Source organism: Bombilactobacillus sp. ESL1092 (assembly GCF_058107465.1).
The window spans coordinates 1,138,270-1,153,214 of sequence record NZ_CM176594.1 but is presented as its reverse complement, the minus strand read 5'-3'; the positions used below and the strand labels follow the sequence as shown (position 1 = coordinate 1,153,214).

Here is a 14,945-nt window from a genome sequence, read left to right as displayed (position 1 = left end):
TTGCTGCAATAATCAAAGCACTTTTATATACGAAATGAACAGACAAGCCCTGCTTTTTCGCTATGGTCTGAAAATTAAAAACAGTAATATACTCAAGACGATCGATGAAAGCGTAACCAAAAAAGGAGAATAGCTATGAATAAAAAACAAATTTCCATGGCTGTCGGGATTTTGAGCATGAATTTATTATTAATGCTCAGCACCACGGCCAGTGCAGCAATTGCAGCGATTGCTCGTTCGTTTCCCCATGAACCAGTTTCCAAAGTGCAATTGATTGGTTCTATTCCTCAGTTAGGTCAAATCATTGCCACCGCCATCTTTACTTACTTAGCTTTTATTATGACGCGCAAAAATTTAGGCCTCTTAGCCGTCGGAATTGTAGCCATTGCTGGGATGTTACCGGCCATTTACAGTAGTAATTTAAATATTATTTTAGCTTGCATGGTCCTGGTTGGTTTTGGTACCGGTACCATTACTAACCTCGTACCCGTTTTACTACAAGAAAATTTTGAAGGTGAGACTCGAGCTACTGTGATGGGCTGGGCATCAGGTGTCACGAACGCTGGAATGATGATCTTTACTTTCTTAGGTGGATTTTTAGGAAAACTAAACTGGCGTAATTTATTCTGGGTTTATGGCTTAGCCTTAATTGTTTTTGTTTTGGCATTTATCCTGATTCCACAAGATACCAAATTAGCCAATACTAAGCAGGATAAAACAGGAACCCAAACTAAAACGGGCTTGTGGTCTTTATTAAAAAGTTTAAACGGTTATGTTTACATCATTTATATTATTAACTTCATGTTATCTTTAGCTATGATGACTTTTGTTTCTAATCAGTCAATTGTCCTCGCTGCTCAAGGTAAAGGTACTGCTTATGTAGCTGGGGTCACTGCTTTGGGGAATGCTGGTGGTATTTTAACTGCTGCCACGCTCAAATATATTCGCAAATTGACTCGCAATGATACCATTGCTTGGGGATTTGTTGCCTTTGCTTTGTCATTTATTTGTATCATTTTTTCATCTAATGTAGTAATGCATGTTATTGGTAATGCTTTCTCAGGCATGGGAATTGTTTTAGTTAACGCCACCGCTCCTTATGAAATGTCGATTTTAGCTGACCAAAAGCAATTTACTATCGCCATTTCTATTAACACACTCTTAGGCTCCATTGCTGGAATGATTGTCCCAATTTTACTAGCAGCATTAAAAATTAAACCGGGTTATAACTCCTTCATTGCGGGCATGATCGTTTCGATTGTTGTAGCTGTGATCTTACTAATTACACGGTTTGGTACTCGTGTAGAAAAAATCAGTCAAGCTAAACAAGCTGCGAATAATTAAACAACTAATTCAAGTGAGGTTTAAAACATGATTAACTTTCAAATTCAAACAGATCAAGTTACTGATTTCCCCCATTATTGGGAAGTGTGCGTCGGTAGTTGCCACGCTTATACGGCGTTACGTGCTGATTATCAGGCGCAATTAACCAAAGCCCATCAGGAATTGGGCTTTAAATACGTTCGTTTTCATGGCTTATTCGATGATGAGATGAGTGTTTGTATCGAGAATTTTGATTTCCAAGGCCAATCGCTTGGCATAACCTACAACTTTACTAATATTGACAAGATCTTTGACTTTTTATTGAGTATTGGCATGAAACCCTTCTTAGAATTAGGCTTTATGCCCAGTTGCTTAGCTTCTGGTGGTAAAACTATTTTTGCCTATGGTGGTAATAATTCGATGCCGGCTTCAGATGCGCAATGGCAAGAATTAATTCACCGCTTTACCAATCATTTACTAGAACGCTACGGCAAAAGCGAAGTGGAATCTTGGTTTTTTGAAGTTTGGAATGAACCCAACTTGCCGCTCTTTTTTGCCGGTACACAAGCCGATTATTTTCATCTATACGAAATTACTGCCAAAACACTGAAAGCCATTGATCCCAAATTAAAGGTCGGCGGACCAGCCACATCCTTTAATGCTTGGATTAAAGAGATGGTTCATTTTTGTGAAGAAAATCAGGTACCACTAGATTTTATTTCATCACACCACTACCCTACGGATGATCCGTTGTGGCAAAGCGGTATGGATATTGACGAATTTTTCAAGCAAACTGGCGGTCAAATCACCGAATATCGCCGCGGTGTTCTCCAAAAAATGACGCGCATCGCCCACCAAGACGCTCAAGGTTATCCGTTGTACTATACCGAATGGAACGTTTCAGCGATGCTAGGTGATTCCATTCATGATGAACCCTATGCGGCGGCAATGATTGCTAAAACTTTAGCCGATAATGATGGCTTAGTCGCTGGTTATTCTTTTTGGACTTTTTCGGATATTTTTGAAGAACAATCCCAAAAGCCCGGACTTTTTCACGGTGGTTTTGGCTTGCAAACTACCAACGGTATTGCTAAACCTGCTTATCGCATCTTTGAGATTTTTCATCAATTAGGAACCAAACGTTTAGCTGTCACAGCGGACTCTAATGCAACTGCCGAATTATTAGCAGTCCAAAACCAAACTGACTTACAATTACTGGCTTACAATCATAATGTTCCTGACCAACCAATTGCGACTGAACAAATCAGCATTCAATTGTCTGGTCCAGATAAAGATTGCACCATTCAAAGAATTGATACTGACCACGCTAATGCCAAGCAAGTTTGGGAGCAAATGGGTAAACCAGAATACGTCAATGACCAACAAGTTCAGACATTACAAGCTGCTTCAAAATTAACCACAGAAACAATTACCCTGAAAAATCAACACTTGCAGCTTTCGTTAAGGCCACATTCTTGTGCTTTCATTACTGTCCCAGATTATTTTGCTCAATAGCACAATCAAAAAAGTTTCTTCAACAATTAAGCTATTGCAAATCTTAACTGTCTCCAAAATTGATTTTCATTTTGGAGACTTTTTATATGTACAAAGTTTAATTATTTTTAAACTAAAAAGCACTTAAAAATCCCCTACTGCATTTATTTAGCAATTTTTAAAATAAAAATAGCATTAATTATTTACTAACAAATAATTGGTTCTAGACATCAATAGTTTCATATATTGATAATTATTTTAAAAATATCTAAGAAATCAACACATAATTACTCACTTTTACATATGGAGGAAGCGGTTAACACCCTTTATGATAGTTAACGAGTAGTACATAACTCATAATAGAAAGGAATTTAATATGAATCGAAAGAAAACAGTTTTAGCGATTGGTATCTTAAGTATGAACTTACTGCTGATGACTGGATCAGTTATTGGCTCTGCTATTGCCGCCATTGCTAAATCATTCCCCAATGAACCTATTTCCAAAGTACAAATGGTTAGCTCCATTTCCCAGTTAGGCCAATTAATCGCTACATTAGCTTTTACTTGGTTAACGTATAAAATGACACGGAAAAATATTGGTTTAATGGCCGTTTTGTTTGTTTTAATTAGTGGAATTGTTCCATTATTCTACTCTAGCAGTTTGAATTTAATCCTCGCCTGTATGGTCCTACTGGGTTGTGGAACTGGTCTAATCAGTAACGTTAGTCCTATTTTATTACAGGAACATTTTGAAGGTGAAGACCGGGCAAACGTCATGGGTTGGTCCGTTGGTTTTAACAATATTGGTATGATGGTCTTTACTTACGTAGGCGGCTATTTAGGTGGTTCTAATTGGCGCAATTTATTTTGGGTTTACTGGTTAGCTTTAATCGTCTTAATAGCGGTTTGGTTTATGGTACCTCAAGATACTAAAATTGTGGCTACTCAAAATGATAACGATAATAAGCAAAGCTTTTGGAGTTTGCTTAAGGGTTTAAACTGGCATGTTTATTTGATTATTATTATTACTTTCTTTACTTCTTTAGCTTTAATGATCTTTATGTCTAATCAATCTATTGCCTTAGCCGCTCAAGGTCGGGGCACTACTTACGTCGGCATGGTCACTGCTATTGGTAATATCGGAGGTATTTTGACCGGCTTCTTATTGAAGTATATTCGCAAGATGACAAAGTCGGATACCATGGCCTTTGGTTTTGTAGCTTTTGCTTTATCCTATGTATTTGTCATCTTCTTTAATAATCCGGCTTGCCACATTATCGGTAATATGTTTTCTGGCATGGGCATTGTAATGGTTAATGCGACAATTCAATTCGAATTATCCATCTTAGCTGACGAGAAGCAATTTCCAGTTGTTATTTCGATGAACACCCTAGTTTCCTCAATTGCCGGTGTGATTGCACCAATGCTCTGGGCCGCAATTAAAATCCCTGCTGGTAAAGCATCATTCATTGCCGCAACTATTATGTGCGCTGTGATTGCTTTAGTATTACTAGTTACCCGAATGGGCAAGGTGATTGAAAAGCAACAAACTCAAACTGAAGCTTAATTTTCAGTAGTTAACTTAACATCCAAAAAAAGCGAATTAGCCTTAAAGACTAGTTCGCTATTTTTGTGTATTAAGATTATTAAAAAAGGGCTCGCTACAGTGACAAAACACTAGCTAACCCTCAATTAAATTATTCATTCGGCAATGGTTTTTGATGAGTGATCACAATACCACTGATCAACAATAAAATGCCTAAAATGCTATAAGCAATGAAGATCGGCGTAAAAGAATGAAGCTGCCCTTCAATTACCCCCGTTAGGGTTGGTCCAATTGCTGCTAACAAATAACCGACTGATTGCGCAGTTCCTGATAATTTTGCTGTTTGATAAACGGAACTAGTTTTCCGCTGGAAAAAGACCATACACAAACTAAAGGCAGAACCCGAAGCTAAACCGGCAACAATTGCCAAAATCATATTGCCCATAAAACTATGTGGCACTAGTAACAAGCCAAAGGTTCCGATCGCAAAGCCACCACCAACAATCGCTACACTCGCATACATTCCCGGCTTTTTGCTAGCTAAAGCAGGAATTATTAAGGACATTGGCATTCCACACAGTTGATAAACGGTGGCTAATAATCCGGCTTGTGTGGTTGAAAAACCATTATGACTCCAAAAAACAGGCAACCAAGTTAACATGGAATAATATAACAACGATTGTGTCCCAAAGAAAAAGGTCATAAACCACGTTAAGCGGTATTTTTTAATTGATGGTACTTTAACCGCTTCATGTTTGGCCACTGATTGTTTTTTTGGTAGTTGGCGAACCACAACCCACCAAATCACAAAAGCAATTAAACTAACAGTCGTCATTAATGCAATTGTGGCCGCTAAATTAGTCTTTTTAACTAAAGGTGCTGCTAAACCTGTGCCAGCCGAAGCCACCAATCCCATCGTAAAGGTATATAAACTGGTTAATAAGGTCGCTTTTTGGGGAAAATATTCTTGAATCACTGCTGGTAATAAAACATTACCGCCAGAAATACCTAGTCCGACTAAAACTGTCCCAATTAATAAAACCCAGGTACTCGGAATGACCCGTAAATAACCCCCAACCGTTAATGTCAGTAACGTACACCACAATACTTGCGCATTGCCGAAACGAATGCCCCATTTAGCAATCATTGGTGATAATAAGGCAAACATCAGCAGAGGAATCGTCGTCAACAACCCACTTAAACTAGTTGCAAAACCCAGTGCACTATGTAACCACGGCAAGATTGGCGGTAACATCGTAATCGGCAAGCGTAAGTTGGCCGCAATTAAAATAATTCCTATAGCTAAACCAAAATATGTTTTCTTTTTCAAAATACAACATCCTTTACTTCTAATTCTAATACGTTTTAGACACAGCAAGAATAACTTTACTAGCAATTATGCTATTTGGCAACTAATTGGCAACTTTTATCAACCAAAAAGCAGCTCAGACAAAAAGAAAATGCTCGTATACAACGAACATTTTCCTGAATTTATATTATTTTCAATTTTAGTTATAACGTCTTAACTTAGCATTAACATCAACAATCCCATTCTTGCTGGCTGCTAGTAACTTTGTTTTACTTAAATGACCCGCCGTTAAAGATTGGTTCGCAAACTCAATTACCATGGGTAGATTAATCCCACTAACCACCTGCAAGCGCGGATATTTCACCATCAATCGTAAAACGACATCTGACGGCGTTCCACCTAAAAAGTCAATGGCTGCCACTGTCTCTTCTTCCAAGTTTTGTTCCAAAAAATATTCCGCTGCTTTTTGAAAATCGGCCGCACTTTGATCAGCACTTAAACCAACTGCATAAGCATTCGGCAATTCTCCCACAATCATTTCTGCACTAGCTAAAGTCGCCTGAGCCATTTGTCCATGACTCATCAATAACATTCGCATTTTGTTTCCCCCAAGTTACTATTCAATTGGTTTATCAACCAAACTTCAATAGTTTAACATGGTTGTCAAGTAACATTGATTTACTCTTGTACATACAGCTGCTGCGGAACTTGCGCTACCAGTGGTTCCAGTTGCTTAACTGCCAAAATACTGAGGCGATGCATTGCCCGCGAAGCAATTGTATAAATTAATTGGCGTTCGTCAGCTTGGAATTGTCCCGCACTAGTATTCCACATAATGACGGCATCAAATTCTAAACCTTTCGCTAAGTAGGCCGGAATCACAATATTACCAGCGGCTAAGCGCTGATTTTCTGAACGAATTAAAGTAATTTTTTCAATCGATTTTAGCTGATCATAAACTTGTTGCGCTTGGGCCAAATCACGTGTGATAATAGCCGTCACATATTGATCTTGTTGGTTTAATTGTAATTGATGTAAAACGGCTTTGAGCATCTGTTGTTCATCCGCATTAATCTTCACGTTCGGCAAGTCACCCTTCCGATTAAACGGTGTGATTTTTTCACCTTGCGTTAACAATGCCTTCGTAAACTCGGTAATTTGTTTCGTAGAACGATAAGAATGTGTCAACTGGACCACCCGCGTTTTAGACGCATCAAACAATTGCGTAATTTCTTTGAGCAAAGTATTGTTTTGTTCCTTGACTAAAATCGACTGGTTCAAATCACCCAACATTGTATAACGAGCTCTAGGAAAGCTGTACTTTAAATAAGCTAACTGAAATGGAGTATAGTCTTGAATCTCATCAATAAAGACAAACTTCATACTTGTGTCCCCGTGATAACCCGTAATCAAATCATAGAGATATAAGTACGGTGAAATATCCGTAATCGTAATTCTTTTAGCCTTTAAATTTTGCCGAAAGTCTGTTAAATGCTGTTGCCATTGTTGAGGCGTAATATGCCACTGTTGTAAATCTAATAATTGCGGTACTGTTTGTAAAAATTTTTGATACGTCGCAGTTAAGTTGACAAAATTGTTATGCTGAATCTGGCGTGCTAAAGGTTTAAAGGCTTGTGTCACAATCTTACGGGCTAAAAACTTTTGTTCTGCATCACTGTTTTTAAATTCTTGGTCAGGATAATCATACAAAGCCCGTAATTGTTCTTGGCTCAACGACTCAATCGTTTCTTGAACCCATTTCTTGCGCATTTCTTGACCCAAACGTTGATTCAAAATCTTCATGAGTCGTTGTCTAGTACCATCAATGCGATTGATTAACTTATATTGCGAACCAAAGCCATAATAAATTTCGGCAATTTTGGTTTTGGAAATCAAGACCCGTTTCTTAAATTTTAAATCTCGAAAATAAACACCGCCACTGCCTAGAATCTGAGCATAGTTGGTTTCCAATTTAAAGAATTCGATATCGGTCATCAAATCAGTGACCACATCTTGAGCTTGATGAATTGTTTGTTCAAACTGCTCAAACAGAGTTTGTAATTGTAAATGTGGCAAGCGCCGCGCAACATATTGCAAATAAGTCATTTGCACCATATTTTGTTCGCCCATCTCGGGCAAGACTTGGCTAATATAGTCATTAAATAACATATTAGGCGAAAACATTAAGACTTGACCTGAAGTCAATTTACGACGGTAACGATAAAGTAAGAAGGCAATTCGTTGCATAATAGCTGACGTTTTACCCGAACCAGCCGCACCTTGCACAAACAGCAAGTCCGAAGTAGTATCACGAATAATTTGATTTTGTTCGCGTTGAATGGTTGTCACAATGCCCCGCATTTTGGTACTGGCTTTTTCATCCAAAACTTCCAGTAACATCTGATCACCAATGGTTTCTTCGGTATCATATAAAGTCTTAATCTGTCCATCTTGGATAATAAATTGACGCTTTAATTGCACGTCAACTGCTTGCTCACCGTCCGGTGTTTGATAAGTGATTTTCCCCAAATCACCATCATAATAAATTGAAGAAATGGGCGCCCGCCAATCATAAACTAAAAAGTGATCATGGCGGTCGGTAAATGATCCTAAACCAATATAGATGGTCTCTGGTTTACCATCTGGTAATTCTTGAAAATCAATGCGTGCAAAATAAGGATTTTGTTCCAGCTTTCGTAAGACCCCCAGTTGTTGGTGCGAACGTTGCCAAGAATTATTTCTTTCGGCCAGCATCTGTTGCTGTTGATGAATCGATAATGCCCCCGCCATTGAAATAGCGTCATCACCCATGCCAATATGCACATCATCCCCAAAAGTCCGGTCAATTTCTTTAATGTCGGCTTTGGCGGTGGCCATACTGTGCGTTAACTTTAGTTCGGCCTGTTGAATCTTTTGAACAACATCATTCAAATGTGCTTGTTCTTGTTGCTTGGCTGTTTGTTTTGTCATTCTTTAACTATCCCCAAATTTTTTATTAATAGCTAAACATTTAGTGAAATATTCTAGCATAGAGTGATACAAAATCATAGTTAATACTGCGACAAGTGCCGCTTCAAAGCCGCGGACTAACCTAGGATAACCAATTAAGTGGCGGTTTTTAACTTGATTGGTTATTCGTAGTTAGACACAGGCTTTTGGCACTTGGAGCGCTAATAAACACACTGCGACAAAGGGCGCTTAGAAACTGAGCACTAACCTAACCAAAACTAAAGTTGATTCTTAACTTTAGTTCTTGGGCGTAGTTAGGCGCAAGTTTTTGCCCTTTGGAGCGCTATTTAAGCACTGCGACAAACAGCGTTTAGAAGTTGAGTATAGTATAGAATAAGGACTTAAGTTTTGCTTTATAAACTTGAGGGCTTATTCGTAGCTAAACGCAGACTTCTGCTGCTTGGAGCGCTAATCAAACTACTGCGACAAAAGCTGAGCACTTACCCAGCTCAGACACTGAAAGCTTTGTAATTAATATTGAATGTCGTTAGCACAAATTTTGCTACTTAAAGTAGCAGATTATAATGTAATGCCACATAGATTTTTACCGATTAGTCTCTAAGTTATACATTAAAATTGTATTACCCTCAAACAAAAGGAAATCAATAACAATAAACAATCCATCATTAACCATAAAAGTTCCTAAAATGGTAGAAACATTTAATCTACGATAACCAACAAACCAACTTAACCAATCTGAAAAGTCAAACAGTCGCAAAACCAAATAAATAGTTATCACCGTAACAGCTAAGTAAATTAGCCATTTAATCCACTTTTGATTGGGCACAAAATCAGTAATAAATTTTCCTATGAAGCTCACTAAATGTACTACTAATACAGCAAACACTAGCATAATGGCAATAGTTAAAATTACCATTACACCAACTTGAACAATTTGTTTTGTGGTTAACATTAAGTCACTTTTACTGGGCCAATTTACTCGATCTTTCAGAAAAATGGTAAAGCAACTAATACCTAATAAGATGATATCCACTAAAAACATGTATAACCAATTCAACAACACATTCAAAATTTGAACAGCATATAGTTGCCAATCTTTAATTGGTAACAGCCGGTATTGATTGGTAAAAGTTTGATTTTTAGAATTAAAAATCATCAAAATAACTAAAATAATATCGAAGATAACTTCCCAAATAATCACATTGGCTAAGATTACCAATGACCAATCCGAATGTGGACCTGCACCAATTGAAACCGCACTAGCAAACACAATCATTAATAAATTAATCAATAATAGCTTAGTCGTCTGAATAATTTGTTGACGCGTTAAAACTTTGAAAACTTGTCGCCACTTAGTCATAATCTTGATCCCCCTAATCAATCTGATTAGTTAGTTAATAAGTCGTTTCAACATGTTCCACTAACCAACTATTAATAATCAAAAAGACTAAACTTAACAGTAAAATACCCCCAGCAATGATCCAAATTGACGTACTAGCACCCGCATTAACGCTAAAGTAACCACCACTAATTTTCAGATTGAACTGACGGGGACCAATTAACCTGGTAAACAATGGAATTAATAATGTAGCTAGTTTAATAGTTAAAACCATCACGATTAAATAAATGATCCATTTAACTAGTTTAGACGTTCCACCCGGCAAATAATTCAATAAAACATGACTAATCAAATCGACAAAATTGATTAATAAAATCGCCACCACCACTACTAACAGCATGAGCACCAACCCACCCCAGATAACACGCCAATCATTCTGGCTAAGGGAACTACTAGTTGCGTAATGGTGCTGACTAATAATGAAACTCACAGCAATTAAGACAGCTTGAACAACAAAGAAATATAACCAACTACCTACCATAGTAACCACTTGCACGATATAAGTTTTCCAGGTAGCAATCGGTAATAACTGATAGCGATTGCTATACATTTGCCGCCGAATTAACATCGCTAACTGCCAAATATAAACAATCCCGAAAACAAAACTCCATGACATTAAACTGATTGCTACTGCATCACTAAAATTATGCACACTGCCTTTATTAAATAAAACAATTAAACTAGTCACGAAAACAAACAACAAATTAATAATTAATGTCATAGTAGCCTTTTTAAATTGTTCTCGACTGACTACTTTGAAGACTTGCCAACTATTAGTCATAACTTTCCCCTTAAATAGTTTATTTTTTTGGCTCCAAATAGTTCGTTAACCAAGCATTAACCAGTAACAACAAGATAATCGCCCCAAACAATAAAACATAATTGGCATGCGTATTGCCAGCGAGACTACTCATATGCATCATGGAATTAAACGCAATTGCCCTGAACCAACGAAACATTAATTGTAAAAACTTGATAGCTAGCCATGTAATGACCAAATAAACTACCACCGTCACTACTTTAGACTGCCGTAATGGTAAATAATCCAGAGAAATGCGGCTGGTAAAATTAATGGTATTGACAAACAACAAACTCAAGATTAACCAACCCAAGGAGATTAAGACGACTACTAAGAACACTGACCAATGAGCATGTTCAAAAATTTGAAAATGCTGCATAAAATAATAAAGCGTGCGATTTTGCTGCCAAATTTCTAACAAGACCAAGCCAAAGGCAATAATCAATAGACAGACTTGCATTACCAAAAATATCAGCCAATTCACAACCACCCCGAGAATTTGAGTCAGGTAAATTTTCCACGTAGAAAAAGGAATGAGCTGGTAGCGATTGCTATTGATTTGATTTTGCGTCAAGATGATGGTTTGCACCAGTAGCACTACGGCAAAAACCATGGCCCAAATCAGAACACTGAAGAAGAATTCTTCAGCCCAATAGTGATTGCCAGAAAACAACATAAACACCACGGAAATCACCAAAAATAATGCATTGAATAAAATAATAGTACGCAACTTTTTAAATTGTTCTAGAAATACGGTTTGAAACAATGACCACCAGTTAGTCATCCAGTGTGTCCTCCTGTTCTTCATATAGACCTTCAAAATATTCTTCCACCGAACAGTGTTCTTGTTCCACAATTTCTTCGGTCGAACGATGTGTAAGTACTGTTTGGTCTTTAATGATTACTAATTCATCTAAAATCTGACTAATTTCTTCTAAATGATGACTGCTAATCAACACAGAAGCCGAATCATCTACCCAATTGAGCATGCCTTGAATAATTTTTTTTCGACTCATCACATCAATGCCACTAAATGGTTCATCTAATAAATAGAGTTGGGCCTTGCGCGCCAGCGTCAACGCAATCGTTAAACGTTCGCGATTACCTTTGGAGAGGTTACCTAATTTTTGTTTACCTTCCAAATTTAAAAAGTCAGCTAGTTGTTGGTAACGATCTACCACAAAGTCTGGATAAACACTTTGGTAAAACTGCATAATTTTATTAATTGGGGTTTGTGGGGCAAAACCTTGTAGTTCATCGGAATAGCTAACATGCGCTTTTCTTTGTACCACATTATCATCATCTTCGAACAAAATTCTTCCTTTATAATGTTTGGCTACACCAGCAATTAAACGCATTAACGTGGTTTTCCCAGCACCATTAGCCCCTGCTAAACCAATGAAGTGCCCCGTATCTAAAGTCAAATTCACATCATTTAAAATTAATTTATTGTTTTTCCGGTAAGTTAAATCTGCAATTTGTAATAGTTTAGTCGTCATTGTCATTCATCCTCTCACCCAAATATAATTTAATATAATAGAACATTTCTCCCTGATCTAAACCCATTTGCGACAATGCTTCATACATTTCACTCAGTGTTTGATCAATAATCTGATCCCGTAAATGGTCAATAATCTGCGGATTCTCCGTTACAAAATTACCTAATCCCCGCTTCGTAATTACTATCTTTTCTTGAATTAATTCGCCTAATGCTTTTTGAATAGTATTAATATTAACTTCTAAACTCACAGATAGTTCCCGAACAGATGGTAATTTATCACCCAGTCGGTATTTACCAGCGATAATTTGGCGATTGATTAGATCTTTAATTTGTAAATAGATCGGAATATTATCTTTAAATTTCATAATATCCTCCTTCACCTGTGTACCATTACAGTATAACACTAGCACGGCCAATTACAAGTTCCCCGCCAAAAAAGACGACTTCTCAAAATAAAACTTGCCTTTTGAACAATCGTCTCTTTGCATGCCAATTTTTATCAAATTATTCGTTGAATGACTAATGTCTTTTAATTAACGACTCATTTACCAGCTTTAGGCAAAGCTGGATTACTATCTTCATACTCGTATTGGCTAATATAGCCATTTTGCATATAATTGCGTAAACGATCCACTTCCGGACCATGATCCGCATCTAATAATTGCGGAAAACCACCCCGAATAGTATTATCATAGGCCGCTTGCGTATTTTCCTGCGGTGAAATAGCCTGAACTAAATCAAAGGCCCGCCCCGCAATTAAATCATTAAATTGCCATTGTTCTAAATCTTCAAACACAATTTTAATTTTGCCATGCGGTACTCCCTTTAAACATTGCGCACTTTTAACTTCATTTCGACTCCGTTCCTGTAAGGAATGAGGTTGCTTCAAATCATAGTAATAAACTTTCGTGCCCGCGGTAAATATTACTTGTTCCAACTCCCCATCTTGATTCAGGGCAATACTGGTCATTTTTTCTGGAACCGCAGTTAAGGCCGGCAGCACTTTTTTCACTTTGATTTCTGGTAAATATTTGCGAACAAATTGTTCATTATCGGCTAAATCCATACTCATTAACGCACCCTCCTTTACCATTATCGTCTTCAAATACTAAACTACTTAATGTTTAGACATCACAAAGATTAAGCCCAAGACAGCAACTAAAATAATTACCCCGGCAAAGATTTTTTCGTATTTCGTAAAAATTGCAGCTTGAGGGGCATATTGCTTGCGTGCATACATAAAGACCGGAATTCCCAGCGCATAAATAATAAATGACAAAGTTGTATATTCAATCCCCGCAGCGTATCCCATAAAAATAGTTCCTAAAGCTCCTAAGAGACTGATGTAATGGGCTTTCGTGCGCGAAGAAGTTGTGGTTAAATGTTGTGGATTAAAGGTTTTTTCGCTGCTACTTTCTTTAAATAGATAGAGCATCGAAATTAAATACGGCGGTACAGTCATGGTGCCGACAATCGTTAGCATCGTATTAAACGCATTGCCCGCAAAATGCGTGCCAATAATAATAATCTGCATGACAATCGTGGAAACAACTACTGAAAAAGAAGGCACTTTATTTTTATTAATTTTGGCAAAAGCCCGTGGAAAAGTCTGATCTTGAGCCGCCGCCGCCGGCATTTGCGAGAGCAGTAAGGTCCAAGTTAACCAACTAGATAAGACCGCTAAAATGACCCCAAACGTGATAATCAAACGTCCCCAAGGTCCAACTACGAGATTCATTAATTCTCCGGAAGACGGTGAATGCATTACCGCAATTTGACCATAACTTTTTAAACCGAGGGGTAATAGTGAGGCCAACGCATATAGCACTAAACAAATTAAAAAACCATATTTAGTTGCTGTCCGAACATCTTTTTGACTCCGGGCCTTATCAGACAAAACAACTGCTCCTTCAACCCCACCAAAGACCCATAAGGTCGTCATCATTGTATTTTTGACTTGTGAAGCTAAAGAACCAAGATTCTTATCTCCTAAACTAGCAATAGCATGATTAGCAAACATATTAGTCGTGAAAGTCTGCCAATTAAAGACGACAATCATCGTAATTAAGAAGATTGCAGTTGATAAGAGCATTACAACGGTACCAGTGATATCCACCCAACTAGCACCTTTAATTCCATTGAGAATTAATAAACTCATTCCCCACAGAATTAAACTATTTAAGATTAAGGACGGAATATTATTGCCATTGCCAAAAGTTCCCGGCCATAAAGTGTTTAACGTGGACATTAATAATACGGCATATGTTACGTTGGCAAAACACTCGCAAATCCAATAACCCCAACTAACAAAAAAGCCTGTAAAGCGACCAAAACCATCATCGGCATACTTATATAATCCTGTCGTAAACTGCGGCCTGATTTCTGACAAAGTCAAAAAAGAACGCACAATAAACCACATGATCACCCCGGTTAGAATCCAACCGAAGACTTGTCCCAACATCCCAGCTTTAATCGCCATATTTTGCGGCAAATCATAAATGCCACCGCCAACCATAGCGGATAAAACAAACGCAATGAGCCCTAAGACTCCGACTTTTTGCGTCGTTGAATTTTTTGTTGCTTGTTTTTTCTGGGCAGTCACAA

Annotated in this window: 13 protein-coding genes; 3 read left to right on the top strand and 10 right to left on the bottom strand. The window is 37.6% G+C overall.

The window, feature by feature from the left end; genetic code table 11:
- Positions 1-135: 135 nt before the first annotated feature.
- From AC3B6Y_RS05200 to AC3B6Y_RS05190, 3 genes are all read left to right on the top strand, one after another.
- Positions 136-1,344 (top strand): MFS transporter, encoded by a 1,209-nt coding sequence (locus AC3B6Y_RS05200; protein WP_489790612.1) that lies wholly within the window; start codon positions 136-138, stop codon positions 1,342-1,344.
- Between the two features lie 27 nt (positions 1,345-1,371).
- On the top strand, positions 1,372-2,838 hold the full coding sequence (locus tag AC3B6Y_RS05195; RefSeq protein WP_489790610.1) for a GH39 family glycosyl hydrolase: 1,467 nt from the start codon (positions 1,372-1,374) through the stop codon (positions 2,836-2,838).
- 355 nt (positions 2,839-3,193) lie between these two features.
- Positions 3,194-4,384: an MFS transporter gene (locus tag AC3B6Y_RS05190; RefSeq protein WP_489757067.1), complete on the top strand. Its 1,191-nt coding sequence runs from the start codon at positions 3,194-3,196 to the stop codon at positions 4,382-4,384.
- 130 nt (positions 4,385-4,514) lie between these two features.
- On the opposite strand, the gene AC3B6Y_RS05185 is transcribed toward AC3B6Y_RS05190, so the two are convergent.
- The 10 genes from AC3B6Y_RS05185 to AC3B6Y_RS05140 form a co-directional block, all read right to left on the bottom strand.
- Positions 4,515-5,693 (bottom strand): CynX/NimT family MFS transporter, encoded by a 1,179-nt coding sequence (locus AC3B6Y_RS05185; protein WP_489757066.1) that lies wholly within the window; start codon positions 5,691-5,693, stop codon positions 4,515-4,517.
- Between the two features lie 178 nt (positions 5,694-5,871).
- Complete coding sequence (locus AC3B6Y_RS05180; protein WP_489757065.1) at positions 5,872-6,270, bottom strand: PTS sugar transporter subunit IIA; 399 nt, start codon at positions 6,268-6,270, stop codon at positions 5,872-5,874.
- Between the two features lie 80 nt (positions 6,271-6,350).
- Positions 6,351-8,642 (bottom strand): RNA polymerase recycling motor HelD, encoded by a 2,292-nt coding sequence (helD, locus tag AC3B6Y_RS05175; RefSeq protein ID WP_489790609.1) that lies wholly within the window; start codon positions 8,640-8,642, stop codon positions 6,351-6,353.
- Between the two features lie 583 nt (positions 8,643-9,225).
- Entirely contained in the window at positions 9,226-10,002 is a 777-nt protein-coding gene (locus AC3B6Y_RS05170; RefSeq protein ID WP_489790607.1) for a hypothetical protein, read from the bottom strand.
- A gap of 34 nt (positions 10,003-10,036) precedes the next feature.
- Complete coding sequence (locus AC3B6Y_RS05165) at positions 10,037-10,822, bottom strand: hypothetical protein (protein WP_489790606.1); 786 nt, start codon at positions 10,820-10,822, stop codon at positions 10,037-10,039.
- 19 nt (positions 10,823-10,841) lie between these two features.
- Positions 10,842-11,624, bottom strand: a complete 783-nt coding sequence (locus tag AC3B6Y_RS05160) for a hypothetical protein (RefSeq protein ID WP_489790604.1) — start codon at positions 11,622-11,624, stop codon at positions 10,842-10,844.
- A complete protein-coding gene (locus tag AC3B6Y_RS05155; protein ID WP_489774725.1) occupies positions 11,617-12,339 on the bottom strand; it encodes an ATP-binding cassette domain-containing protein in 723 nt (240 codons plus the stop codon). The genes AC3B6Y_RS05160 and AC3B6Y_RS05155 overlap by 8 nt, the downstream gene beginning before the upstream one ends.
- Entirely contained in the window at positions 12,329-12,706 is a 378-nt protein-coding gene (locus AC3B6Y_RS05150) for a GntR family transcriptional regulator (protein ID WP_489790602.1), read from the bottom strand. The genes AC3B6Y_RS05155 and AC3B6Y_RS05150 overlap by 11 nt, the downstream gene beginning before the upstream one ends.
- Before the next feature lie 176 nt (positions 12,707-12,882).
- Entirely contained in the window at positions 12,883-13,413 is a 531-nt protein-coding gene (gene hdcB / locus AC3B6Y_RS05145) for a histidine decarboxylase maturation protein HdcB (RefSeq protein WP_489757058.1), read from the bottom strand.
- A gap of 45 nt (positions 13,414-13,458) precedes the next feature.
- The gene (locus AC3B6Y_RS05140; RefSeq protein ID WP_489757057.1) at positions 13,459-14,943 is read right to left on the bottom strand and encodes an amino acid permease; all 1,485 of its coding nucleotides are present in this window, start codon (positions 14,941-14,943) and stop codon (positions 13,459-13,461) included.
- Between the last annotated feature and the right edge of the window lie 2 nt (positions 14,944-14,945).

Bases quoted from the DNA above. Each gene is read 5' to 3' on its own strand.
- AC3B6Y_RS05200 (WP_489790612.1), top strand. From the start codon at position 136: ATGAATAAAAAACAAATTTCCATGGCTGTCGGGATTTTGAGCATGAAT.
- AC3B6Y_RS05195 (WP_489790610.1), top strand. From the start codon at position 1,372: ATGATTAACTTTCAAATTCAAACAGATCAAGTTACTGATTTCCCCCAT.
- AC3B6Y_RS05190 (WP_489757067.1), top strand. From the start codon at position 3,194: ATGAATCGAAAGAAAACAGTTTTAGCGATTGGTATCTTAAGTATGAAC.
- AC3B6Y_RS05180 (WP_489757065.1), bottom strand. From the start codon at position 6,270: ATGCGAATGTTATTGATGAGTCATGGACAAATGGCTCAGGCGACTTTA.
- helD (WP_489790609.1), bottom strand. From the start codon at position 8,642: ATGACAAAACAAACAGCCAAGCAACAAGAACAAGCACATTTGAATGAT.
- AC3B6Y_RS05170 (WP_489790607.1), bottom strand. From the start codon at position 10,002: ATGACTAAGTGGCGACAAGTTTTCAAAGTTTTAACGCGTCAACAAATT.
- AC3B6Y_RS05165 (WP_489790606.1), bottom strand. From the start codon at position 10,822: ATGACTAATAGTTGGCAAGTCTTCAAAGTAGTCAGTCGAGAACAATTT.
- AC3B6Y_RS05160 (WP_489790604.1), bottom strand. From the start codon at position 11,624: ATGACTAACTGGTGGTCATTGTTTCAAACCGTATTTCTAGAACAATTT.
- AC3B6Y_RS05155 (WP_489774725.1), bottom strand. From the start codon at position 12,339: ATGACGACTAAACTATTACAAATTGCAGATTTAACTTACCGGAAAAAC.
- AC3B6Y_RS05150 (WP_489790602.1), bottom strand. From the start codon at position 12,706: ATGAAATTTAAAGATAATATTCCGATCTATTTACAAATTAAAGATCTA.
- hdcB (WP_489757058.1), bottom strand. From the start codon at position 13,413: ATGAGTATGGATTTAGCCGATAATGAACAATTTGTTCGCAAATATTTA.